This is a genomic window from Glutamicibacter sp. NPDC087661, assembly GCF_044743275.1.
Classification (GTDB): domain Bacteria; phylum Actinomycetota; class Actinomycetes; order Actinomycetales; family Micrococcaceae; genus Glutamicibacter.
The window spans coordinates 362,779-386,679 of sequence record NZ_JBIUWE010000003.1; the positions used below are offsets into that span (position 1 = coordinate 362,779).

Below are 23,901 nucleotides of genomic sequence, written 5' to 3' on the forward strand. Positions count from 1 at the left end.
ATGGATAAGCGAAGTATCTGCGGTTCAAATGTGGGCAATTATCCTTTTACGAGTCTGCAGTGGACGCGCAATGTTAAAGCGATTCCAGGGGCGACGCGCGTCTTACCGTCTAGCTGGGAAGGATCGAATGCTGTGATCGCGGTGGACTACTCGACCAATCCGATGCGGGAAGATTCGGTGTACTGGGTTCCTGCGGTCAAGGTAATTGCAAGGTACGGGATGCCTATTGCTACTAGCGTGAGAGCCATTTCGAAGCCCCATGTAACGGGAAGCAAGATCGCGACTGAGAAGCTCACTGCCAAAATCGATGCTATCTATTTCCCATGCAGAGTTTCCAAGGTATGCCCAGGGGAGCCCTAATGCTGGTGCCACCGGGTCAACGTTCATTCCCGGTGCTGAGTTCGTTGGTCAGAACTGTCACGAGTGAGTCTACGGGCAAGGTCGTTCCAGCGAAGCTGAAAGTAGCAAAGCCGCCTGCGACTACTGGCAAGCCACTGGCAGGGAGATCAAAGTAAGCGCTGGTACCTAAAAGGCGAAGGACGTGAAATTTTCGTATCAGTGCCCGCGCTCGGAAAAGATTATCGGCGAGGCCCCCCGGACTATTGGCTAAGCGGGGGCAAGACACCATGCCGAGATTGGTTGGCCGACAGCTCCTATGCTCCTCGGAGATAAGGAGCTGTCAACAATATAACGGGTCTTTGGTGAAGTTGATACCGGCACGGGAGAGCAACTGCATGCGTAATCCGTCGATGTTCCAGCTCACCCATCGGGCGAACTTGCGTGATCGGCTCAACGCGAGGGAGAAGTGGGTGTAGTCGATGACGGGAGAGCCGTCGAGCTGCACGAGATCTTCGGCAATCTCGGCGTTGGCGGTGGGGAGGTCAAGGCCGTGGTGAGGAAGTGCAGGTGAAATCCCGCGGACTCACTGGACAATTCTTTCTACCGACTCATGGATGGCACGTGCGATTTTTCTGGATTCGGCATTAAACATGGAAGCATCCTGCAAAGACCGCGGGATGCTTCCATGCGAAAGAGTCTGTTGAGACATGAACAATCATTGCCACCCTTGTTGCAGATGAGGTCTCTCCCTCATGGGGATTCAGCAATCCTGGACGGCTCCGACGATATCAACCATCACCAGCACCGCGACAGAAACCTCAGCCGTGTGATGCAGACGATCAGAATAATCAGGGGTTTGACCTCAGACTTTTCTCTATAGTTCGGTTACTCTCGCTATTTCATCAAACTTGATGGTGACTGACTCCGCTGATCCATCACTTATCATCAGATCGGCTGTCTTCTCAAACGAATTCCAGCGTGCCGTCACTTGAACAGCACCGACAGATTCCAAAGCCACTGTCCCAGACCCGTTGGAAGATGGAATGCTCACTTCATGGCCGTTGACCGTTACTGAAAGGTTCGCAGGAACTTTTACGGTAAAACAATCATTTTTTGCACAAACATCCATGACGGCATCCACAGATAGTGACTGGGATGTATCTGAAGTTGAGCAACCAGCTGCGATCAGAACAAATGATGCAAGGGCTAATCCCTTTGCCCAGGTGCGTCCTAGCATCGGTAAGACCCGGCTTGGCTTGATTTCTGCCATAGATTTGAGCTCGTATTCCATGAGATTCCGATTGAAGACTTACCTATACTAAAACCGGTCAGCTTTGTAGAGTTCCAAGAATGCCCATATTTCGCAAAAGCTTGAAGGCATTTAGTTGAACTCGTGGTTAGCGTATAGGTCAAAGTTCCTTTATATGTAGGACTGTGTCCGTAAAGCGCGCCGTAGCCCCAATCCTGGAACGCCCAACCCGCACCATATTGATTGTTGGTTTCCAGCCATCCAGTTTTCTCACACTTGTTATAGCTGTTGCACCCCACAAAGGAAACGCCCTTGTTGGTGACGGCGCGGTTGAACGTAATTGCTAGCCCGTCGGGTCCACCGATCTGAGATTTGCCGCGTGGACACTCGGAAAAGGGTGCATTCTTCCAATTGTATCGAGCATACGCATAAATCTTTGTCCCAGATTTTACAATCTGGGGGCGAGAAATATTTATGTCACCTGCACTCGACGAAGGCTTGGTAACACGGCACCCGAGCTTGGCCGGTTCAGCTACCCCAAGAAGAAAATCGCTGGGTTTTACTGTCACTGGGATTGTCGCCAGAGTTTCTGCCGGCTCCGAAAGGCCCAGCTCATTCATCTTGGCTGACGTTAGCTGATCGAGAGTTACCAACAATGACACTTCACTGCGGAATGCTTCCTCTTCAGCACTCGTACGGTCGTCTGCACTGAAAGGTACAATCACCCCGTTTGATAAAGTGATCGTCTTCGATGACGGATCGTCTTTCAGAAGAGACGCAGATTCGGCTGCTGGAATAGGCGAAGCGCTCTTGACATCGCTTAGGTTTAGATCCGTATCTTGTGATGCGTAAGAAGGCATCGCAGCCATGGTCAGCGCCAATGTCAGCCCAGAGACAAGCATCGTCATTAGTCCCTTCAAAGGGCCCTCTTTCAATTGATAGCCAATTCCAAGTAGGGACCACGTCCGCTAGTGCAAGTTCTGACTGCAGGTGGCGCCTCGGAATACGAACGTATTAATGCATTCTGATTTATATGCATTGCATATGATCATATCTAGTAAATTCGCTTTTCACTTCGATGTTGCCAAAAAGTTAGAATTAGACGCATTCGCGCCTCGCTCTCGTGGCTGCAACCTCACGATCCGGGATCCACGCTGTGTCCACAACGGGTTTGGCGCAGGAGTGGGCAAGAGCCCCCACAGATTGAATCGTCCCGGGTTTTATGCCGCTTTCTATTGAGAGAATGGAAAGCATGCCCAAGCAGTACACCCCCGAAGTCAAAGCCCGCGCAGTGGCCTACATCATGGAACGACTTGACCGCTATAAGTCGGTCTACGCAGCCTGCAATGACATGGCTCCAAAGCTGAACGTCGGTAAAGAAACCCTGCGCCGCTGGGTGCTCCAAGCCCAGGTTGATTCCGGTGAACGAACCGGACCGACCAGCGAAGAACTCGCCGAGATCAAAGCGTTGAAAGCCAAGGTCCGGGACCTTGAAGAAGCCAACGACATCTTGAAGGCATCAGCGATTTTCTTCGCGAGGGAGCTGGACCCTCGCCGGCACTAATCACCGAGTTCATCGACCAGCAACGCGAACACGGCTACGCAGTCCAGCAGATCTGTGATGCCCTGAATACTCAGGGCCTGAAGGTTTCTGCCCGCACGTATCGCAGTTGGAAAGCAGCTGAACCAGCACCACGGGTCGTCACGGACGCACTGATTTTGAACGTTCTTCATGACCTGCAGAAACCTGATGAAAAGACGGGGAGACCGATGCCCGAGGTTCTTTATGGGCGGAGGAAAATGCTGGTCTGGTTGCAGCGCAACGGCTTCCCTGACATCTCAAAACACACCGTGGATCGGCTGATGCGTGTAGCTGGGATGAATGGGCTGGTGCGGGGTCGGAGAACGACTACAACGATCCGCGCTAAAGATAAAATCCGGGCGAAAGATCTATTGAATCGGAACTTCTATACTGATGCACCTAACAAGGTGTGGGTCACTGATTTCACTTATGTTCCGATTCGTGGCGGGTTCGCCTATGTGTCCTTCGTGATCGATTTGTTCTCACGCCGGATCTTGTCCTGGGCTTCGTCGACCTCGCATGACACCGAGTTTGTGGAGGAAGCTCTCCAACTGGCCCTATGGCAACGCCGGATTGAGCAAAAAGCGCATGTGAGATCGGCCTTTGGCACCATCCACCATTCAGATGCGGATAGTGAATATACCTCTCAGAGGTACACGCAGACGCTGGCGATGGAGGGGCTGGTGCCGTCGATCGGAACGATTGGGGACGCGTTCGACAACGCGGCCGCCGAAATGGTGATGGGGTTGTTCAAGAACGAGGCGGTTGCTAAGGATTCACCGTTCCGCACTGGAGTCTTGGCTACCAAGGCGGACGTGGATGACGTGGTCGTGGAATGGGTGCACTGGTACAACAACGACCGGTTGCACTCGACCCTCGGATATCGGGCTCCGGTTGAATTTGAAGAACTCTATTATGATGAAATGAGCGGCTCGTTACCCGATGAAGCCGCCAGTAAACTGGCGGCGTAATTTCCGGGACGGTTCATTGCGCTTCAGTCAGTTGGTAGAGAGCTTCGATCATGCGTTTGACCTCATCAGGACGTACCGCTCTTCCCTGCAATGGTTGATGCCTTGCTTAAGAGGTTTCAACAGCGATTCCCAGCACAGGTTTCGGGCGCTCTGAAGTGAAGCGGATCTGTCCAACGGCAGACTGGTGGACGATCTTCAGCAGCCAAGTTAGTGCGGTAGTTCGCACAGTGGCGAAGCCATCAACATGTCGTTAATCGTCTGAAAATATTCATTGTGCGGCTTCCTGCCTTTGGACTTCATCGCTCAGTTGACGGGCGTCAAAACCGAACACCCTTGGGACAAGTCCGCCATAAGGCTGCGTAGCTGCTTCATCTCCTTGTGCGGCTTGAAGCAAGAGAGCCTCATCCGGCGCTGAACCGTCGGTGATTTCGACTGCCCAATTCGGGATCTTGGGTTCAACGACCCCATACCGTCAAGGACATTGCTCTCGTTCAGGGCAGTAGCTGCAGGTCAAATCTTGGGTAGACGGAAGCCAGGGAACGGGCCCCCAAATCGTGCATCGCCCGTCCCCTGGCTTCTTCAGCTTGATGCTGTAGTACTACTTCTTTGCCGGTGGCATCAGCACCGAATCAACGAGGTAAACGGTGGCATTGGCAGTCTGCACGCCACCGCAAATGACCTTGGCATCGTTGACCATCAAGTCATCGCCGCTGCCGCTGATCTTGACCTTGTCACCTTCAACGGTTTCCAGATCACCCTTCAACTCATCGGGAGTTATCTGGCCTGGGACCACATGGTAGGTCAGCACCTTGGTCAGCATGTCAGCATCCGACACAACAGCGTTCAGGTCTTTTTCTGGAATGGCCTTGAATGCGTCATCCACAGGTGCGAAGACGGTGAACTCATCGCCGTTGAGCGTGTCCACCAGATCCACGTCCTTGTTCAGCTTTCCCGACACGGCCTTGGTCAGGGTGGTCAGCAACGGGTTGTTGGACGCTGCCACGGCTACCGGATCCTGGGCCATGCCAGCAACGGAGCCGTCACCTTCGGGCACTGCTTCTGCGTACGCCGCACATCCTGAACCAACAAGGTTGGCGGCTGGATCCATGGCCGATTCGCTGGCCATGCCCGAATCCTCAGATGCTTCCGGGCTGCTAGAAGCCATGCTCGATGCCGAACTTTCGCTGCTGGGAGTGGACTCGGCGCTGTTGTCCATCGAGCAGGCGGTCAATCCGAACGCGGCTACCGCGGCAATCGAGAGCAGTCCTACCGTCTTGCGCTGCATGGTTTTCATGTCGAACTCCTTACCTGGCGACCCCGTTGGGCCAGTTGGTTTTCCAAACCTCTTGGTTTGGGTTTTCACAGGGCATTCGGGGCAAAGTGCTTCGCGGATTGGAACTTATTTAAAGATTTTCTGTTCCGCACATTAGGGGCTCATATCATGACTGATTGCTAGCGCTTAGCCGAGGCATAGAGCTCGTTGACGAAGCCGTTTGCTCTCTCAAGAAACTTACTTCGCTTGAGTTTCAAAGTCGGTGTCAGCAGTTCACTGTTTTCCCCTAAATCGGTAGAAAGCATAAGAAACTCTTTGACTTGTTCACTTCTTGCTACCCGCTTATTGGCTGAGCTGACGGAGTCGAGGACGACTTGAAACAAGAGCCCGTTTCTAATCCTGTCAATTGACCCTTCTGTGCGAGGCTGAAAAAGGGATGCGTCTGTAATCCCTTGGCTAGAGGCCCACTGTTTGACTGCTTCCGGGTCAATCAGTACGAGGCATCCCAAGAACGGCTTACCTTCTCCAACCATTACCGCGTGGGCAATCAATGGCTCAGTTTCGACGTATCCTTCCCATATGCTGGGGGATATTGTCTTCCCTCCCGCAGTTACTATGACATCTTTGATTCTTCCCTTCAGCGTGATGCGCCCAAGGTTGTCCAAGGATCCCAGGTCTCCTGTGCGGAAGAAGCCATCGGTGAAAGCGTCGGCGTTGTCGTCGGGATTGGTATATCCAGCAAATACGCCGATTCCTTGTGCGAGCACCTCACCGTCGTCCGATATTCGTACAGTGGTCCCAGGCATCGGAACTCCCACGGTTCCAGACTTGATCGACCCGGGCATATTTCCCGTTAGCGGCGCTGTAGTTTCTGTCAGCCCATAGCCCTCGATTACTGGCAAGCCAATACCCCTGAAAAAGAGGGAAACTTCTCTATCTAGGGTTGCAGCTCCTGATAGCAGGTACTCAAGACGACCGCCGACTACTTTTCTTAGACGCGAGTAGAAAATCCGATCAAAAATGAAATGTCTCATCCTAAGGCTAGGAGAAGCTTGCTTCGACGAAGCGGTATCGTGTCCCTCAGCCATCGCGCCCCACTGCGTTGCCGTGTCGCTGGCCCACTTCCAAATACGATTCAGGCGTTTCTGATTGGCGGCCTGTGCTGCGGAGTCTTGGATCTTCTGTAGCACCCGTGGCACTACTACGAGAAATGTGGGTTTGAGGAATTCCAAAGACGGTATTACTTCTTTGGGTTCTGAGAGATGCGCGATGCGCATCCCGTTAGCCAAACAAATCAGCTGTAGACCACGAGCCAGAACGTGGGCCATGGGAAGGAAAATAATCGTATTTCCTGTCTCCTTAACCACTTCAGTGTAAGCGGCAGCAACATTGAGTACTAAGCCAACGAGGTTACCGTGCGTAATTAAAGCGCCCTTGGGTGCTGCCGTCGTTCCCGAAGTGTAGACGATAGTCGCTATCGTCTCTGACGTTGCCAACAATCGTCGTTCTTCAACAGCACCATCGGTGATAGATTTCCCTTCGTCAACAAGATCCTCAAGATCGAGATCGTTCCGGGTGTCCATTGTCCAGATTCTCGACCCGCATATTCCCGCGCCACTTAGCCCGCGCTCGAGAATCGAGGCGTGGTCGGTGCTTCCAGCAACTATAAATTTTGGGGAGCAATCGGCAAGTATGGCTGTGACCTGATCAAGCGACGAAGTTTCATAAATAGGGACCACGACCGCACCTGCAAACCATGCCGCCATATCCACCTGAGCCCATTCGTAGCGTGTAGGTGACATAATCACAAGCTTGTTTCCAGGTTGCAGCCCACTAGCGATGAGCCCCTTAGCCAATGCCTGCACTTCGAGAAAAAATTCTCGAGTAGTTATTTGCTTCCAGGGGGCAGCAACGGGACCATCAGCAGATCGAACTTCGAATGCTATATGTTCAGGCGAATTCTTCAGGCGCTCCATCAAGAGATCGGTGGCATTCCTGTGCATGTGCGAAGTGGCCAATAGCGGCGTCGCAAATTCCCTCATAGCTCGTCCTTCCGGGCAGGGGTAACGGTGGATATCAAATACGGACAGGACTAGCCTGCTGTGGACTACTTCTCGGTCAGGCGTCATTCAAGGTAGGCATTGTTGGGCGCTATCATCTCAGATAGGCAGCATAAGCAGGGACGAGGCAAGGTTCGCATAGCTTGGTTTCAAGCTTGTTTAATGTGGGGCTTGAAGCCAAGCTATGCGTTCCGTTTCGACGTAACAACTAGTCAATCGAGATTAGAACGGTTTTCGTCCAGCATTCAGAATGCTTGATTTGTTCAGTCCGGCCAATTTACAGGTCGTGAACAGTTCTGGGGACGAAAGCTGTTTCTGCGATCCTCCGCCAACAGTAAGCATCTCTTAGACGATAGCCCCGCGAAGAGATGCCATGAGAAGCGTCAAGCCGCGATTCCGTCAAAAGCTTTGGCTCAACCTGTGTCCAATAGTATTGCCCGGTCCCAGAGAATATGATGAGGCGACTCTTGGATAAAAGTATCGCAGGATCCCTGGATTGTCTCTGAGGGAAATTTAACGGAGGAAACCTCATAATGAAGAGCAAGGAACGCAAGGCGCTGACCGCTATGCCTGTAGTGCTTCTGCTAGGTGTGCTGCTTGCATTGTCCGGTAGTGATGGCGGGATTACATGGGGTTCGATGCCCCTCTTCGCTCTGGCTGTACTGGCGTCCTTTATAGCCCAATGGATCGCATTCATACCTTCATTCCTAAGGCAAACAGAGAGATTCTACGACCTGACCGGAACCCTGACCTATACAGCAGTCACATTGCTCCTGCTTCTCTTAGTCCCTGAAGTTCATTCAAGATCGCTACTACTGGCATTCATGGTCCTGGCCTGGACTCTTAGGCTGGGAATCTTCCTCTTCAGCCGTGTCACTAGGGACGGCAAAGATGATCGCTTCGACCAGATCAAACCGTCTTTTATCCGGTTTCTCAGCGTCTGGACCATTCAGGGTCTCTGGGTCTCTTTCACTGCTGCTACTGCTTGGGCTGCTATGACCTCGGAATACTCTAGTGAATTGGACGGATTCGCACTGGTCGGACTCGTCATCTGGGCGATTGGGTTGGGTGTGGAAAGCCTAGCCGATCACCAGAAATCAATTTTCAAACGCGACCCGCAAAATCAAGGGAAATTCATCTCCTCCGGACTCTGGTCCAAATCTCGCCATCCCAACTATTTCGGAGAGATTCTGCTTTGGATCGGCGTGGCTGTTGTGGCCGCTCCGGCGTTGCAGCATTGGCAGTGGGTTGTGATGATCTCACCGGTATTCGTCGCCGTGTTGCTCATCAAGATCAGCGGAATCCCGCTGCTTGAAGCGAAAGCTGAATCAAAATGGGGAGGCCGCGCCGACTATGAAACCTACAAGGAAAACACGCCGGTGCTTATTCCTAAGTTCTGGTAGGAAACGGTTTGCTGAAATAGTTGCTGATGCTCTCTAGACTCTGGCACTTCTAGAATTTGCTCTATGTGAAGTCGTCGAGATGCAAAACGAATCTAGACCAGATAAAGCGGGCTGCGCATCGTCGACAGGCGTAGGTTGCCCTGCATCGCAGGTGACAGCGCGGGCCAACCTGGCCAGTGCGAATCTGCCAACCGGCCATGCTGGATAGTGGGTCTGATTGCCACTGCGATGCTGAGCCTCGGAAATTTATGATGCTTCCGCCACTAAGCGGAAGGCGCGAATGCTTTAACGGAAAATTCCTCGTAGGCCTCTGTCGACCTACGAGGAATTTTGGCCGGATGCAGCCGCTTATGAGATATCCGCAGGGGTAGGGAAGCGCTACCCACAGATGTTTTTAGTCTTCCTCGGACTGGGCAGCGTCATTTTCTGAGGAAGCTTCCTCCCTGGCCTTTTCTTGATGGATCACCGCGGCCAGCAGTTTTTCCATTTCCTTTGCAACACCGGCAGCCGAGGCAGGGTTCTGACCGGTGACCAGACGCTCGGATACCTGGACATTTTCCTCGAAATCATCGGCGGCGATATGGTTGGCCCCCTGCTCAACAAGTTTGTCGGCCAATGAGAATGGAATGATCTTGTCCTTGCCGACCGCGACTTCTTCATCGTTGGTAAAGACAGCAACATCCTTGCCGCTCAGCAACTTGATTCCGTGGTGCAGTTCTACATCCAGTAACCCTGCCGGACCGTGGCATACTGCGCCAACTATGCCTCCACTGTTGTAGACGGTCCCGATGAGCTTTTGCAAGAATTCGTTGTTGGGGAAGTCCCACATGGTGCCATGACCACCGACAAGATAGATGGCATCGTACTGGTCCGGATCAACTACCTCGACCCTGGCCGTGTTGTAGAGGCCTGCTCTCGTGGTTTCGTCTTGGGTGAACTGCACCTGAATCGGATCATCGGTATCGACCGTAACTTGTGGCGGCTGCCCGCCCTTGATGGAGGCGAAGTCGACGAAATGTCCCGAATCCCGGAAAACCTTCCAGGGATGAGCCGCTTCTGCGACGTTGTATCCGGTGGGTTCCCCTCCTGCACCGAGTTCGGAAACGCTGGTGAGGACCATGAGGATTTTCTTCACGTTAATGACCTTTCATAAATTTCGGCTCCCCAGTTTCCATTTCCTATGCTGAGGGGGAATCTGTGGAAGATATCGTGAATCTTGTTCTGAATGGTGGTCTCGCTCCGTGCTGTAGTCTTGCAGACCGCGGAAGACTTGCAGATCTGCTGCGGGCTTCTCACGCTGTCAAGCTACACGCATGAGGGCTGATTCTCGAAGTGTTTTAGCGCTTGAATCAGCGATCACGGATTATTAAACCTAGAATTGTTTTTTGGCATCTTTGATAGAGTCCTTGACGTCCTCCGCCGATTGCTTCGCCTTAGCTGCGGCTTGGTCCTTGAGCCCTTCGGCCTGCAGGTCCTTGTTGTTGGTGGCATCGCCCATGCTTTCTTTGGCTTTGCCGGATACTTCCTGGGCTTTGTTCTTAATTTTGTCTCCGAGTCCCATGATGCTTCCTTTCGATTGGGTGACTAATACAAACTATTAGGTCAGGGTCGTTCTAGCGGATGGCCCGGATTTTTTGGGCTGGAAATCAATGTTCACGTGTTTCTCCGCGAACTGGGCACCGAGAGCTTGCTCCATCTGAGGAATAAGAACGTCCCGAACCAGGCCTATGCCATCGATTGGCCGGGCATCCGCACGCAAAGTGAAGCGTGCGTAGAGTACGGGGTTCTTCGCTGCTCCATTGATGCGGATATCTGCGATGTCGACCTCGGGGGTGCTTTCAGCTGCTTCCTCGGCGGCCATGGAGACGGTCCTCGAATCAACGGTGGAGACACCAGTGCCGTTACCGGAACGGTAGATGAAAGTTCGTTTGCCTGGTTTCTTAGGTAGAGCTGACATCATTACAAAGATCAAGATGATCGTCATCAGGGCTAGTGCGCCGGCCAGGTAAATACCTAATTCTGGCATTTGTGCAGAAAAGGTATCGATTAAACGCGTCTGCGCGAGTCCGTTTCGAGTTGAATCCCAGCTTAGCCAGGCCACGGCAGCGCCACTTGCCATAAGAAGCAGCCCGAGAAGCGCCAGCATGACTCGTTGCCGAATACTGTTGGGTTTCCACAAATCTACTGCCCTCCTCGGGTAGTTGCTTTGACGCTGACTCTTATCGAATGTGCCAGCGGGATTGCGGATAGCTTTTTTTGGACGTTCGCTTGCACCGACTGTGAAATATCGCTAGTTTCATGCACCGGAGTGAAAACGCTGACATGCAGCTTCTTACCCCGCAATGTCGGCGAGGCGCCACCCACCCCATCAGTGCGCTCTGCTTCATAACGGGCCAGGTTGGCCAAGCCGCGGTTATCCGCAACCCACTCTTCTTGTTCGTCGACTGAGTCCCATTCAAGCAACGCTGTGCTGTGCTTTCCCGGGACTAAGGCAACAATGAACAAAAGCAGTCCGAGAATTGCAACGCCCACAGCTACGGCGATCAAATTGTTATTCGCCCAAACAATGTTCTTGGCAGAATCCAGAAATCCGGTTACCCAGCTCGGCCAGGAACCGCTGTCCAGTCTGATCAGGCAAATCACCAGGGACGTAGTTGAGATGCCTAATAGCACTATGCAGGTACTGAGCAGGGTTGCAGTTCTGGCACTGCGGACATGCCAAAATCTGCTCATAACAGACTCCTCTCCTCAGCGTTTGCTGAAACTGCATGAAGCCAAGCAACGTCGATGTCGACTTGGACAGACGAGACCCCCAAGAATTGAACGAGCTCATCTGTCACTTGTTGACGTATGGCCTCGCAAGTTTGCTGCAGGCTCAACGGATATCGGATGCCGACTTTCAGCTTGACTGCTACGGTACCCCCGAGAACTTCGGCCGTAGCAGCAGGCTTCCCTGCGATAGCGCGAGGTTTGCCCAATTGCAACAGGCCGCCAGAGCTGGCTCCGACTCCAGGGATCTTGGAGGCGGCTTTGGCTGCGATCTTGGAATAGATCTGGTTATCCACAGTAGTAGCACCCACAGTGGCACTTTTTGTTTCCACCCTGGTCACCGCCTACGGGTAATGAATACACGCTCCCAATCGACGCGGGTCTGCAGGAACCAGCCGACCACACCACCGATGAGCACGAAGAATGCTACGACTATGAACTGGGTGAATGAGCCGAACGCTATGAGCAGTCCGGCCACTAGCCCTATTGCCAGTCCCCACCTGAGCTTATCCATGGGTATTCCTTTCGTTGCCCATCGGCAGTGTTGTGGCCTACTTCAAGTCTTCGCGCGGCTCGTCGTCTTCGTCATCTTCTGGCAGGTGGACGTCGGTGACATCGATGTTCACTTCGATGACTTCCAGTCCGGTGGCACGTTCCACCTGGGAAACAATGTTCGCGCGGATGTCCTCGGAGACCTCCACAATTGAGAATCCATAGGAGACGACGATGGAGACGTCGATCGCGGTCTGCTGCTCGCCCTTTTCCACGCTCACCCCGCCTGAGGTGTTCGCCGAGGCACCTGGGATGCGTTCTGCCAGGGAATTGAAAGTTCGGCGCGCAGCGTTGCCCATTGCGTATACCCCGGGCACTTCGCGTGCTGCGATGCTGGCGATCTTCTGAACAACCCGGTCTTCAATGGTCGTCTTGCCCAATTCGGTGTGCAGTGGGCCCGTAAGGTGCTCTTCCTGAGCATCCTGGTTCCCCTGGCGCTTGGCTTGACGTTCCAGTTCCTCGCCAGTTGGCTTGATTACCTTGTCGTTCGACATTGGCTGTGCCATGTTCTTCACTCCTATATCGAGGGAAACTTTTTCGCTTACACTCATACAGACGAGGTCCGTACCAATATCCTCACACATAATTTAAGTGATCTACATCACAATAGGGGGATTGTGTGGATGAATTAAAACGGTTAGCGGTCGTGGGCCGGTCCCGTGAGGGTGATTCAGAAGCTTTCGGAATGCTCGTTGCCGAACTGACCCGGGGCTTAGGAGATACTGCCGTTCCTTTTTTGAGAATTGGCAAGATGCGGATGACGCGGTGCAGGAAGCTTGGATCAAAGCCTGGAGAAGCATGCACACCCTCCAGCAGAATGGCGCCTTCAAGACGTGGCTTTTTCGAATGACAAGGAATATTTGCCTGGACCGAGTTCGTTCAGCCCAAAGTCGTGTTCACGTAGTTGATGCCGAAGAATTCTCCGGGCAGCCGGCAGCGGAGCACCTTTCGCCCGAATACCTAGCTGTGCAGCGAAGTGAGGTTGATAGGGCGTGGAATATCGTCGCCAAGCTACCATCGACCTTGAAGCAGGCTTTTGTTCTGGTATGCCTTGAGGACATGACCTATGAGCAAGCAGCTACAATCGCCAACACGTCAGAATCAACTATTCGAGGACGGGTCGCGCGGGCCCGCAAGGCAATTATCGAGGCGGTGTCATGAAAACCCTTCCCTGCGGACGCACGATAGAAGACATACTCCACAAGCTAGATGACTCACCAGACCCTCATGAGCTCGAATGCCGCTGGTGCCATCAAGAACGGCGCCACTTAAAGGACCAAACCAGAATCGTTCTGGATCAGCTTAGAAGCGAAGATTACTCTGCGGGCAGCAGAGACTTAAGTAGCAATGTTCTGAACAGGATTTCCAAACTACGACCCACGCAGAGGACTTGGGAAGCAGTCGTACGAGAAACAGGAGACGATGTGCGCATTTCCTCAAGCGAGATTATCAGCGACATCAGGCAGCAGTTCTCGCGATCCCAAACTGCGCAATTGAACTACGCCGAAGTCAAGGCCACGGACGCGAGAATCCCCCATGTTCAGTGGCTGGTCCGATGCACCATCAGCATGCTCAGCGAAGCAACTGTCCAGCAGATCGAGCAAGAGATCTTGGAATATGTTCAGGTCGGCCTCAGTACACGGTTGCTCGTAGAACAATTACGAGTTGAGATAACGGTGGAAGATGTCCATGGAGAAATTCTCAGTTATACGGAAATTACACGCTGATTCCCTCGGCCCAAAGGTAGACCGCGGATCCTAATGTAGCTGCCCCCGATGTTACGTCTCAGTGCCCGACAAGCAGCGCTTCGGCCGAAGCGCAAAAGTTCACCTATCCGGCGAATCATCAGGAGAGTTTCTTCGATGGCGCTGTAGAAAGTGGATCGCGCGGGACACACGAAATCGCCAACGAGCTGAGCCAGGGCTATCTGGTAAATGCGACCACTTATCTTGACACCGGAACTAGAACAGGCTGATGTCTGCATAGCTATAGAGAACCCAGCTGAATTAGTTTCGGCGTAAGGCTAACCCCGTAGAGCGGGACGTTACCCGAAGCTTCGTTATGTGCGGCAGAAGCAAATTGAGTATTTACTGCTTTACAGAACTCCAATTGAATCGTCCCGGGTTTTATGCCGTTTTCTATTGAGAGAATGGAAAGCATGCCCAAGCAGTACGCCCCTGAAGTCTAGGTACGCGCAGTCACCAGGGGGTGAGGACCGCGTTTATCGCGAGAAGAACGATAGCTCGGTACTCATGTTCGTTTCATTATTTGGCACCGGGGTTTTGGTTGCTCCTTCATGGGCGTTAGAAGCTGGCAGAGAGCTACCCGATTCTGAACTGGCCAGCCACGCGAAACTTTTGGAACTCAGCACTCCCTATGGTGGGCGGGCTCTGGGGGTGGCGAAGCTGTACTTCAGTGATTCAGCTCCATCATTGCCAAACCCAAACCCAAACCCAAACGCCGAGCTGAGCCGTGCACGAACGGACGCTGTTGATCTAGAAACAGCCTGCCCAGACGAGGACACCGCGGAAGTCGGATTGAGTGAGATGGAGAATACCTTCATATTGCTCAGCGAATCAGAACGTGATTCGCTTCCTGTGGCGGGTGCTGGCTATGACGTGTGGGAAGAAAAGCTGGCCCACCTCGGCGCGCTCGTAGCACCTACCAATCGTCGAAGTGGACTCGGTTTTCAATCTGTCGCTTTTGCTCAGAAGCATGCAATGGACGCCGGCCTGAGTCCTCAATGGCGCGTGCACGTTGATAATGCAGCGTCAATCAGAACGGCGCTGCGCGCCGGGTTTAAGTATGCGGGGACCCAAACCACCGTAATTCTCAAGAACTAGCGCAGCTCCTATGTTCAGTGGGCGGTGCGTTTGAAAGCGATGGCAGCCAGAGCTGCGGCCTGAACTGCGAGCACCGCGTCATCAAAGACGACACGTGGCGAGTGATTCCACTCTGCTTCCGACGCGCTCAATTCCGGTGGAGTGGCCAGTAACGCGATGAATGTGCCGGGAACTTCATCGAGCACAAAAGCGAAATCCTCAGATCCCATCATTGGTGATGGCATGATCGCCACACGCTGTTCGCCGTAGATTTCGCGCATCGTTTCCAGTGCCGCTTCGGACTCAATCGGATCGTTCACGGTCACCGGGTAGAGCGTTTCAAAACTCACGTCTGCGGTGAGCTCATGGGCTGCTGCCACACCATTGATGACACGTGGCAGGCCTTCCTCCAAAACAGCCAGCGATTCGTGGGACATGGTGCGGATAGTGGCCGCCAGCTCGACACTTTCCGGGATGACGTTGATTGCACCGTCTCCGGTGGACAGTCGGGTGATCGAGAGGACCACCGGGTCGAAGGCATTGAACCGTCGAGTCACGAAGCTCTGCAGGGCCAGGACGAGCTCGGCCGCGGCAGGAACTGGATCCAAGGTGTGGTGGGGTTGTGAGCCATGTCCGCCGCGCCCTTTCAGCTTCACGGTTAGCTGATTTGATCCAGCAGCTACGGGGCCGCTTCGTGTTGCAAAGACTCCTCGCGGGCCGGGGCCCACATGGATCGCGTAGGCGGCAACTGGAGGTTCTCCGGCTGCGGAGAGCAGTCCCTCTTCGAGCATGATCTTGGCGCCGCCGTGGCCTTCTTCGCCTGGCTGGAACATGAAGATGACCGAGCCACGAAGTTCACTTTGGCGAGATGACAGCAACTTAGCTGCGCCAACTAGTCCTGCAGTATGCAGATCATGGCCGCAGGCGTGCATGTTGCCGTTGGCAGAGGCAAAGTCCAGATTGGTTTCTTCGGTGATCGGCAATGCGTCCATGTCGCCACGAAGCAACACCGTCGGGCCGGGCCGTTCTCCTCGAAGTACTGCGGTGACCGAGCTGGTGCGCGTGCCGGTGGTGATTTCCAATGGCAGCCCTCCGAGCGCGTCGAGCACCTTTTGCTGGGTGCGGGGCAGATCGAGCCCGAGTTCGGGGTCCGCATGCAACGCGCGGCGCAGTTTAATCAGTTCGGGAAGTATGGTTTGCGCATCAGCAGTAAAGTCGGCAGTGGTCATGAATCAGCCTTTCGTAGGCGTCGTCGACGGACGGGCAGGGCGCCTCAGGATGCGAAGAGTTGACTATGCTGATTATTCAAAATTGAAGTATTCACTAATCAAAGCGTTTATTCCGAACGATTTGAATGTTATTAGCACGCGAGTGAGTATACGCCTCGCAGTTGTGCCATCGTCAAGTTGCCAAGACGCTTTTTGCTGCATCTCACAACTTTCCAGATTGAGAGGAAAAATTGAACGACCATAAGTCGAGCAGTTTCCGCAGTTCCCTCGGATACACCTCGCTGACCCTGGCCTCGCTCATCGCAAGGCCGAACGCCGCCCAGCGCAGATCCATATTCTCGGTGCGCACGAGGCAGCTGTTCTCACCGATCTGCTGGATCTGGAACCAGCGGCCAATGAGCGGCTCCAGCTTTTCGGCGCTTGCCTGAATCCGAGCGCTCACTTCTGGTTGCCCGCTGCCGCGCAATCCTACGCGCACAAAGGCCGCCGCATCGCCACCTGGCACTTCACGCGGCGCAAACCGCAATGCCCTGGGTGAGGGGTTCAATGCGCGATCCACCCGGAAACTGCGCCAGTCATCGCGGTCCAGATCAAAGGCCACCAGATAGTAGCGGTTTCCCACGTTCACTAGCTGGACCGGTTCTACGCGGCGCGAGGTTTCTGCTGACTTGGCATCCTTGTAGTCGAAGGCGATTCGTTCATGATCGCGGCACGCCTGGGCCAATGCCACCAGTACCGCCGGATCCACCGGATCCGTTGCGGAGGACTGGGAATTGAGCGGGACAGTGCTCGCGGTCAGCGCCTGCGCCCGCTTCCTCAATCTGGCTGGCAGCATGGGCACAACTTTTCCCATGGCCCGCAACGCGGCCTCGGCCAGCGCAGAAGAACCGCTGTGCACGGTGGATTGCAATGAGACTACCAGCGCGACGGCTTCCTCATCGTCGAGCACCAAGGGAGGCAGCGCGGTGCCGGAGGCCAGCTGGTAGCCGCCGCCCACGCCGCGATCAGCCTGCACCGGATAACCGAGATCGCGCAGCCTGTCGATGTCCCGGCGAACGGTGCGCAGGCTGACATCCAGGCGTTCGGCGAGCTCGTCTCCTGACCAATAGCGATGGGTCTGCAGCAGCGAGAGCAGGCGCAAGAATCTGGTGCTGGTACTCATGCAACAAGTCTGCCTTGATTTAGGACAAAAACTGGCACTTTTCACTTCTACTCTGGTTACTACCAGCTGGAAATACCGGCTGCAGCTTATGCCAGGAGGCAATCATGAGCACCATGTCCATCACCAACACCACCCTCACCGGGGAACGCGCGGACCTGCTCCAGGCTCTGGCCAACGCGAGGCATTTCCTGCGTTTCACTGTCCAGGGCCTGAACGACGAGCAGGCATCGCAACGCACCACGGTGAGCGAGCTGACCCTCGGCGGGTTGATCAAGCACGTGACCGCGGTCGAAAAGCAGTGGCAGGGATTCATCGTCATGGGCCGGGCGGCCATGGCCTGGGACGGAGCGGATTTCAGCCAGATGCCGCCCGAGGCGGTCGAAGCCTTCCTCAATGAATTCCGCATGCAAGACGGAGAAAGCCTGGAAGAGCTGCTGGAGAACTACGCGCAGATTGCCGACCGCACCGACGCGCTGCTGGCAGAGGTGGACCTGGATACCGTGCATGAGCTGCCCTCGGCCCCGTGGTTCACCGACAAGCAGTGGTCGGTGCGCCGCGCCTTGCTGCACATCATTGCCGAGACCACCCAGCATTCGGGGCATGCGGACATCATCCGCGAATCCCTGGACGGGCAGAAATCGATGGGCTAGCCCCCGATGTAGGACATCTCGATGCGCTTGCGGTTGCCTGGGGTCAGCGCGGCGCGCAGCTCCGAGTAGTTGTCATCGCGCTTGCGCCAGTGCCCGGTCAGTGCCTTGGCAAGATCCTCATCGCTGATCCCGTCGCGCATGAGCTGGCGCAGGTCGTAGCCGGAGCCGGCGAACAGGCAGGTGTAGAGCTGGCCTTCGGCCGAGACCCGGGCGCGCGAGCAGTTGCCGCAGAAGGCGTTGGTGACGCTGGAGATCACACCGATCTCTCCGGCGCCGTCCTTGTAGCGCCAGCGGTTGGCCGTTTCACCCGGTTCGGTTTTAGTCACCGGTTCCAGCGCCCAGCACTTATTGACCATGGCCACGACCTCGGAGGAGGGCAGCACCTCATCCAGCTTCCAGCCGTTGGTGGTGCCCACATCCATGAATTCGATGAAGCGCAGGATCGCCCCAGTGCCGCGGAAGTGCTCGGCCAGCGACAGGATCTCCGAGTCATTGACCCCGCGCTTGACCACGGTATTGATCTTCACCGGGCCCAGGCCCACTTCACGGGCCACGTCGATGGCGTGCAGTACCCGGGAGACCGGGAAGTCCACGTCGTTGATGGCCTTGAACTTCTCGTCATCCAAGGAATCCAGGGATATGGTCACGCGGTTCAGCCCGGCTTCCTTCAACGCAGGTGCGAGCACCGGCAGCGCCGACCCGTTGGTGGTCATTGCCAGATCCACCGGCTGGCCCTCGGGGGTGCGCAGCTTGGCGAGCATGCCCACCAGGTCCACGATGCCACGGCGCAGCAGCGGCTCGCCGCCGGTCAACCGCAGCTTGGTGACCCCCAGCGAAACGCTGACGTGGGCCAGCCGCTCGATCTCCTCGAAGCTGAGCAGCTCGGAGCGCTCGCGGAAAACGAAGTCGCGGCCGAAGATCTCCTTGGGCATGCAGTAGACGCAGCGGAAATTGCAGCGGTCTGTCACCGAAATCCGCAGGTCATGCAGGGGCCGTCCACGGGCATCGCCCAGGGTGCCGGCCGCTTGTGCTTTCATACACTCCACAGTAGCCCCCGGCACCGTTGAGTGGAAGACGGTTAACCTGAAAGTAACAAATCAAGTAAGCAAAATGGATCGGCCCCGGTTGGCTCGACGGTAGCATTGGCACCAGCCCCCGATTTCAAGGAGATCCCATGCAGCACCGCCCGTTTCCACGGTTCCGAGCCCTTGCCGGGCTCGCGGCGACCGTGCTGGCTTTGGCGGGCTGTTCGGCCAGCGGCTCTTCCGATCAGGCCGCGTCCGAACCCATCACCATCTCCGCGGCAGCCTCCTTGCAGAGCGCCTTCGAACAGATCTCCGAGGAGTTCACCGCAGAACATCCGGAGGTGCAGATTGCCGGCATCTCCTATGACGGCTCTTCGACCCTGGCCACGCAGATCCTTGAAGGCTCAAACGTGGATGTCTTCGCCTCGGCAGATGAACGCAACATGCTGGAGGTGACCGAGGCCGGGTTCGGCCACGAGCCGGTGATCTTCGCCAGCAACACCATGGTGATCGCGGTGCCGCAGGAGAACCCGGCGGATATCGATTCGCTGGAAGACCTTGCCGGGGCCACCACGGTGCTGTGCGCGCAGCAGGTGCCGTGCGGCTCGGCCTCACGCCAGCTGCTCCAGGCCCAGGGCGTCGAAGTGGTCCCGGCCAGCGAGGAGCAGAATGTCACCGCGGTGCTGCAGAAGGTGGCCGCCGGCGAAGCGGATGCCGGACTGGTCTACGCCACCGATGTGCTGGGTGACGAAAACGTCGCCGCGATCGTTCCGGAAGGAGCCGACGAGGTCGTGAACACCTATCCGATCGCCACGCTGGGCCAGAACCCCGGCGCGCAGGCGTTCGTGGACTTCGTGATCAGCGAGCGCGGCCAGGAAATCCTGGCAGAGCACGGTTTCGGCACCGGGGCTGCGCAGGCCAATGGCTAGCGATACCGGGGTACGGGTTCCAGGCTTCGCCATTGCCCCGGCCTTGCTGGGCGTGGGATTGCTGGTGCTGCCGCTGCTGGCGCTTCTCACCCGTGCCAGCTGGTCCACGCTGGTGGCCGATGCCACCAGCCCCCAAGCCCTCTCGGCGCTCTGGCTGAGCTTGCGCACCGGGGTGGCTGCCACCGCCCTGTGCGTGCTGCTCGGCGTGCCGCTGGCGGTGCTGATGGCCCGCAGTTCGGCCCGGGTTGCCCAGCTGTTGCGGGCCTTGATCGCCGTGCCGCTGGTGCTGCCGCCCATGGTCGGCGGCGTGGCCCTGCTCTTCCTCTTCGGGCGCACCAGCCCCATCGGCCAGTTCATCGATTCCCTGTGGGGGATTACCCTGCCCTTTTCCACCGCCGCGGTGGTCATTGCCCAGAGCTTCGTGGCCCTGCCCTTCCTGGTGCTCTCCGTGGAAGGATCGCTGCGGGCCGCCGGCGCCGGGTACGAACAAGCCGCCGCCACCCTGGGCGCCGGGCGCTGGATGGTGCTCACCCGCATCACCTTGCCGCTGGCCGCCCCCGGACTGGTGGCCGGCGTGATCCTGTGCTTCGCGCGGGCCATCGGCGAATTCGGGGCCACCGCGCTATTCGCCGGCAACGCGCCGGGGGTTACCCAGACCATGCCGCTGGCCATCTACACCGCGTTCAACGGGGCTGGAACTGGACGCGACTCGGCCGTTGCCCTGTCGATCCTGCTCCTGGCCACCGCGGTAGTGGTGCTGCTGCTGGTGCGCGCCTGGCGTCCGGGGGCCTTGAAATGACATTGAAGGTTGCGCTGCGCGTGCCGCGCACCGGATTCGACGTGGCCGTTGAATTCGAAGTGCCTGCCGGCAGCACGCTGGCGATGATGGGCCCTAGCGGCTCGGGCAAGTCGACCATTGTGCATGCGATTGCCGGGATCCAGAAGATTGCCGAGGGGCGCATCGAGCTTTCCGGTTCCCTGCTGGCTGACGCGAAGCAGCACCGCCCGCCGCACCTGCGCGAGGTGGGCCTGCTGGGCCAAGACCCGCACCTGTTCCCGCACCTGGATGCGCTGAAGAATATCGCCTTTGGCGCCCGGGCCGGGGGACTGGACAAGGCTGCCGCCAAGGCCGTGGCCGCCGAATGGATCGGGCGGCTGGGACTGGAAGAAATCGCCACCCACCGGCCCGAGGCCCTCTCCGGCGGGCAGCGCCAACGCATTGCGCTGGCCCGGGCCTTGGCCGCCCAGCCCAAGATCCTGCTGATCGACGAGCCCTTCGCCTCGCTGGATGTCGAAGCCGCCATGGACATGCGCGCATTGGTGCGCGAAGAGCTGGAACGCACCGCGACCAGCGCCATCGTCGTCTCGCATTCGGCCGCCGACACCTTGGCGCTCGCCGATGACCTGCTGGTGCTGGAACGGGGAAGCATCATTGCGCAGGGAACCGTCGAGCAGGTCTTCGCCGATCCGGCCAACCGTTTTGTGCGCGCGGTGGTGGCTACCTTGCCAGCGCAGCACCCCAGGAGCATCCAGGGAGAGCAGCCATGAGCACCGTCAATGAACCCGTGGAACTTGAAGTGCACCGCGCGCGGCTGCTGTCGCAGGTGGTGCCGTTGGCCCCGCAGGAGATCGAGGTGGCTGGCGGTTTCGCTGCGCTGCACGGCGCGGTGCTGGCCGAGGATGCCACCTCCACGCACCCGTTGCCGTTGTGGGACAACTCGGCGATGGACGGCTATGCGGTGCGTTCGGATGACACCGCTGTGGCGCCAATTGCTCTGGAAGTCATCGGCGAAGTGCCCGCGGGCAGCGGCTGGGACCCGAAGCTGGAGCCGGGCCAGTGCGTGAAGATCATGACCGGTGCCCCGATCCCGACGGATGCTGACGCCGTGGTGCGCATCGAGGATACGTCAGCGGCAGCAGAGGGCTGGGATGCCGCCACCGTGCAGATCCATGTGCCGGTGCCAGCAGGCAAGGACATCCGCCGCAGCGGCGAGGACAAGGCCGCCGGTGACCTGGTGGCCTATGCCGGCGAGCAGCTCACCGCGGCCCGTCTTTCCGCCTTGGCGGCAGCCGGTGCCAGCAAGCTGTCGGTGCGCACACAGCCCAAGGTGGCCGTGCTGGTCACCGGGGCGGAATTGCTTGCGCCCGGTGAAAGGCTCTCGCGCGGGCAAATCCCGGAAACCAATTCGCTGCTCATGGCAGGGCTCTTGGCTGAATCCGGCATCCAGGCAGCTACCGTGGTGCACTGCGTGGATGACACTCAAGCGGTCCGCGAACAGCTGGACGTGCTCGGCTCCACGCATGATGCCATCCTGAGCACTGGGGGAGTAGGTCCCGGCGCCTACGATGTGATGCGCCAGGTGCTGGAAGCCGAACCGGCAGTGCAGGCGGCCCGGGTGAAGATCCGCCCCGGCCAGCCGCAATGCGCGGGCCGTTTGGAGGCCGGTGCGATGGTCTTCGCCTTGCCCGGCAACCCGGTCAGCGCAGCGGTCAGCTTCGAGCTGTTCGTGCGCCCGTGCCTGCGGGCCATGCAAGGCCACCGCGAGGTGCTGCGCCCGACTTTGCGCGCCATCGCCGCGGTGGGATGGAAAGCCGCCGCCGCACGCATGCAGGTCATCCCGGTAGTCCTCGAGCATGGTGAGCAACTGCGGTGCGCCCCGGCGGTTCACGCCAGCAGCATTTCCCACTCGGTGGGCGGGTTCGGCGCTGCCCAGGGCTACGCGCTGGTCCCGGCTGGCGTCAACCAGATCCACCCCGGCGATGAAGTCGAGGTACTGGGGATGATCCCATGAGCACGCGGCAGCTCGCCAACTTCAATGCCCTGGTGCTCGCCGGCGGCAGGGGCTCTCGGCTGGGCGGCGAAGGCAAAGCCGAAATAGAGCTGCACGGACAGCGCCTGGTTGACCGCGTGGTCGCCGCGGCCCGCACAACCGGCGCACTACGCGTCGTTGTGGTCGGCCCGGATTCCGCTGGTGCCAAGGCCGATTCCGTTCTCCGGGAGGATCCGCCATTCGCTGGTCCCTTGGCAGGCATCGCTGCCGGGCTTGCAGAACTAGCTGCCAGCGCAGGCAGTGAATGGACCATGGTTCTGGCCTGCGACCTGCAACGGCCGGTCGCGGTGGCCACTGCGTTGATCAACGACTTTGGGCAACGCGCAGCCGATGGCTTGCTGCTGGTTGACGCGCAAGGCCACACCCAATGGCTGGCTGGAATCTATCGCACCTCGGCACTGGCTTCGGTCTGCGCAGAGCTGGGCGGGAACCTGGTCAATGCCCCGGTGCGCCGAGCCTTGAATCAGCTGCAGCTGGCGCGGGTACCGGTGGATGATGAAACCAGCAGCGACATTGATACCCCGCAGGCACTGGAAAGCGCCCGCCAGAACGGAAGGAAAGCCATGGCACAGCATTTGCCACCCGAAGCACTGAACGATTGGCTGGAAGCAGCCGCCAAGGAATTGGGCTTGGACTCCGGCGAAGTGGATATCGCTACCGTGCTTGATGCAGCCAAACATGTAGCTCACGAAGTAGCCCGGCCGGCAGCGCCTTTGAGCACTTTCCTGCTCGGACTTGCGCTGGGCAGCAGCAAGGGAGACTTGCCTGGCTTGTCCGAGCAACTGGTCTCGCGTGCCCACCGCTGGGCTGATGAGCATCCTGAAGGAACAACGTAAGCCATGAATCCTTTGAGACCGCAGTGCAATACCAGTGAAATGGTGCGCAAGGTTGGAGCGAATTGAAGAGTGGCCCTTTTCGATTTGTTGCCGGACTGACCGCTAATTACAGATCCTGGGAGTGCTTCGGGGCGTGCGCCTTTTCGCCGAGCCCTGACTTAGGCAGGGAATCAAGGAAGCTTCGATAATTTGAATACCCGGGATTCAGTAATCGCCCGA

The 23,901-nt window shown here is 57.1% G+C and carries 25 protein-coding genes and 1 pseudogene; 12 read left to right on the forward strand and 14 right to left on the reverse strand.

Annotated features, from left to right (window positions below; translation table 11 throughout):
* Positions 1 to 1,213: 1,213 nt before the first annotated feature.
* Positions 1,214 to 1,609 (reverse strand): hypothetical protein, encoded by a 396-nt coding sequence (locus tag ACIOTN_RS10930; RefSeq protein WP_146112352.1) that lies wholly within the window; start codon positions 1,607 to 1,609, stop codon positions 1,214 to 1,216.
* Entirely contained in the window at positions 1,570 to 2,496 is a 927-nt protein-coding gene (locus tag ACIOTN_RS10935; RefSeq protein ID WP_133833153.1) for a hypothetical protein, read from the reverse strand. Before ACIOTN_RS10935 ends, ACIOTN_RS10930 begins: the two co-directional genes overlap by 40 nt.
* Before the next feature lie 344 nt (positions 2,497 to 2,840).
* Between ACIOTN_RS10935 and ACIOTN_RS10940 the strand changes: the two genes are divergently transcribed.
* Positions 2,841 to 3,152: a transposase gene (locus tag ACIOTN_RS10940; protein ID WP_105659208.1), complete on the forward strand. Its 312-nt coding sequence runs from the start codon at positions 2,841 to 2,843 to the stop codon at positions 3,150 to 3,152.
* Between the two features lie 50 nt (positions 3,153 to 3,202).
* A complete protein-coding gene (locus ACIOTN_RS10945) occupies positions 3,203 to 4,141 on the forward strand; it encodes an IS3 family transposase (RefSeq protein ID WP_402735384.1) in 939 nt (312 codons plus the stop codon).
* 598 nt (positions 4,142 to 4,739) lie between these two features.
* Here the strand turns inward: ACIOTN_RS10945 and ACIOTN_RS10950 are convergent.
* Entirely contained in the window at positions 4,740 to 5,435 is a 696-nt protein-coding gene (locus ACIOTN_RS10950) for a fasciclin domain-containing protein (protein WP_402735352.1), read from the reverse strand.
* Positions 5,436 to 5,593: 158 nt separating this feature from the next.
* Entirely contained in the window at positions 5,594 to 7,456 is a 1,863-nt protein-coding gene (locus ACIOTN_RS10955) for a long-chain fatty acid--CoA ligase (protein WP_105659205.1), read from the reverse strand.
* A gap of 551 nt (positions 7,457 to 8,007) precedes the next feature.
* On the opposite strand from ACIOTN_RS10955, the gene ACIOTN_RS10960 reads away from it, so the two are divergent.
* On the forward strand, positions 8,008 to 8,877 hold the full coding sequence (locus tag ACIOTN_RS10960) for a DUF1295 domain-containing protein (RefSeq protein WP_105659204.1): 870 nt from the start codon (positions 8,008 to 8,010) through the stop codon (positions 8,875 to 8,877).
* Between the two features lie 394 nt (positions 8,878 to 9,271).
* Here ACIOTN_RS10960 and ACIOTN_RS10965 read toward each other — a convergent pair whose 3' ends face one another.
* From ACIOTN_RS10965 to ACIOTN_RS10995, 7 genes are all read right to left on the reverse strand, one after another.
* Positions 9,272 to 10,012, reverse strand: a complete 741-nt coding sequence (locus tag ACIOTN_RS10965; RefSeq protein ID WP_402735353.1) for a type 1 glutamine amidotransferase domain-containing protein — start codon at positions 10,010 to 10,012, stop codon at positions 9,272 to 9,274.
* Between the two features lie 237 nt (positions 10,013 to 10,249).
* Positions 10,250 to 10,438, reverse strand: coding sequence for a CsbD family protein (locus ACIOTN_RS10970; RefSeq protein WP_402735354.1), 189 nt, complete (start codon positions 10,436 to 10,438; stop codon positions 10,250 to 10,252).
* Between the two features lie 36 nt (positions 10,439 to 10,474).
* Positions 10,475 to 11,023 (reverse strand): hypothetical protein, encoded by a 549-nt coding sequence (locus tag ACIOTN_RS10975; protein ID WP_105662473.1) that lies wholly within the window; start codon positions 11,021 to 11,023, stop codon positions 10,475 to 10,477.
* A gap of 35 nt (positions 11,024 to 11,058) precedes the next feature.
* Positions 11,059 to 11,610, reverse strand: a complete 552-nt coding sequence (locus ACIOTN_RS10980) for a DUF6286 domain-containing protein (RefSeq protein WP_402735355.1) — start codon at positions 11,608 to 11,610, stop codon at positions 11,059 to 11,061.
* Positions 11,607 to 11,987: an Asp23/Gls24 family envelope stress response protein gene (locus ACIOTN_RS10985; RefSeq protein WP_402735356.1), complete on the reverse strand. Its 381-nt coding sequence runs from the start codon at positions 11,985 to 11,987 to the stop codon at positions 11,607 to 11,609. Before ACIOTN_RS10985 ends, ACIOTN_RS10980 begins: the two co-directional genes overlap by 4 nt.
* Positions 11,984 to 12,160 carry a DUF2273 domain-containing protein gene (locus ACIOTN_RS10990; RefSeq protein WP_105658843.1) on the reverse strand — a complete coding sequence of 59 codons (177 nt, stop codon included), beginning with the start codon at positions 12,158 to 12,160 and terminating at the stop codon, positions 11,984 to 11,986. The genes ACIOTN_RS10985 and ACIOTN_RS10990 overlap by 4 nt, the downstream gene beginning before the upstream one ends.
* Positions 12,161 to 12,197: 37 nt before the next feature.
* Positions 12,198 to 12,704, reverse strand: coding sequence for an Asp23/Gls24 family envelope stress response protein (locus tag ACIOTN_RS10995; RefSeq protein ID WP_286134380.1), 507 nt, complete (start codon positions 12,702 to 12,704; stop codon positions 12,198 to 12,200).
* Between the two features lie 211 nt (positions 12,705 to 12,915).
* Here ACIOTN_RS10995 and ACIOTN_RS11000 point away from each other — a divergent pair.
* The 3 genes and pseudogenes from ACIOTN_RS11000 to ACIOTN_RS11010 form a co-directional block, all read left to right on the forward strand.
* A pseudogene (locus tag ACIOTN_RS11000) lies at positions 12,916 to 13,359 on the forward strand (RNA polymerase sigma factor); the annotation flags it as partial.
* A gap of 263 nt (positions 13,360 to 13,622) precedes the next feature.
* On the forward strand, positions 13,623 to 13,925 hold the full coding sequence (locus ACIOTN_RS11005) for a hypothetical protein (protein WP_105658840.1): 303 nt from the start codon (positions 13,623 to 13,625) through the stop codon (positions 13,923 to 13,925).
* A 525-nt stretch (positions 13,926 to 14,450) separates the two neighbouring features.
* Positions 14,451 to 15,041, forward strand: a complete 591-nt coding sequence (locus ACIOTN_RS11010) for a GNAT family N-acetyltransferase (protein WP_105658839.1) — start codon at positions 14,451 to 14,453, stop codon at positions 15,039 to 15,041.
* Positions 15,042 to 15,055: 14 nt separating this feature from the next.
* Here ACIOTN_RS11010 and ACIOTN_RS11015 read toward each other — a convergent pair whose 3' ends face one another.
* Positions 15,056 to 16,249, reverse strand: coding sequence for a M20 family metallopeptidase (locus ACIOTN_RS11015; protein ID WP_402735357.1), 1,194 nt, complete (start codon positions 16,247 to 16,249; stop codon positions 15,056 to 15,058).
* Between the two features lie 202 nt (positions 16,250 to 16,451).
* Positions 16,452 to 17,411, reverse strand: coding sequence for a helix-turn-helix transcriptional regulator (locus ACIOTN_RS11020; RefSeq protein ID WP_402735358.1), 960 nt, complete (start codon positions 17,409 to 17,411; stop codon positions 16,452 to 16,454).
* A gap of 104 nt (positions 17,412 to 17,515) precedes the next feature.
* Between ACIOTN_RS11020 and ACIOTN_RS11025 the strand changes: the two genes are divergently transcribed.
* Positions 17,516 to 18,061 carry a DinB family protein gene (locus tag ACIOTN_RS11025; protein ID WP_105658836.1) on the forward strand — a complete coding sequence of 182 codons (546 nt, stop codon included), beginning with the start codon at positions 17,516 to 17,518 and terminating at the stop codon, positions 18,059 to 18,061.
* Here the strand turns inward: ACIOTN_RS11025 and moaA are convergent.
* Positions 18,058 to 19,098: a GTP 3',8-cyclase MoaA gene (gene moaA, locus ACIOTN_RS11030; RefSeq protein ID WP_402735359.1), complete on the reverse strand. Its 1,041-nt coding sequence runs from the start codon at positions 19,096 to 19,098 to the stop codon at positions 18,058 to 18,060. The two genes, ACIOTN_RS11025 and moaA, sit on opposite strands and share 4 nt — an antisense overlap.
* Before the next feature lie 137 nt (positions 19,099 to 19,235).
* Between moaA and modA the strand changes: the two genes are divergently transcribed.
* Genes modA through ACIOTN_RS11055 form a run of 5 tightly spaced genes read left to right on the forward strand, consistent with a single transcriptional unit; the run spans position 19,236 to position 23,682 of the window.
* On the forward strand, positions 19,236 to 20,015 hold the full coding sequence (modA, locus tag ACIOTN_RS11035; protein WP_105662480.1) for a molybdate ABC transporter substrate-binding protein: 780 nt from the start codon (positions 19,236 to 19,238) through the stop codon (positions 20,013 to 20,015).
* On the forward strand, positions 20,008 to 20,814 hold the full coding sequence (locus tag ACIOTN_RS11040) for an ABC transporter permease (protein ID WP_332499125.1): 807 nt from the start codon (positions 20,008 to 20,010) through the stop codon (positions 20,812 to 20,814). Before modA ends, ACIOTN_RS11040 begins: the two co-directional genes overlap by 8 nt.
* The gene (locus ACIOTN_RS11045) at positions 20,811 to 21,563 is read left to right on the forward strand and encodes an ATP-binding cassette domain-containing protein (protein ID WP_332489267.1); all 753 of its coding nucleotides are present in this window, start codon (positions 20,811 to 20,813) and stop codon (positions 21,561 to 21,563) included. Before ACIOTN_RS11040 ends, ACIOTN_RS11045 begins: the two co-directional genes overlap by 4 nt.
* Positions 21,560 to 22,807, forward strand: coding sequence for a gephyrin-like molybdotransferase Glp (glp, locus tag ACIOTN_RS11050; RefSeq protein ID WP_402735360.1), 1,248 nt, complete (start codon positions 21,560 to 21,562; stop codon positions 22,805 to 22,807). Before ACIOTN_RS11045 ends, glp begins: the two co-directional genes overlap by 4 nt.
* Entirely contained in the window at positions 22,804 to 23,682 is an 879-nt protein-coding gene (locus ACIOTN_RS11055; protein WP_402735361.1) for an NTP transferase domain-containing protein, read from the forward strand. Before glp ends, ACIOTN_RS11055 begins: the two co-directional genes overlap by 4 nt.
* Positions 23,683 to 23,901 lie beyond the last annotated feature (219 nt).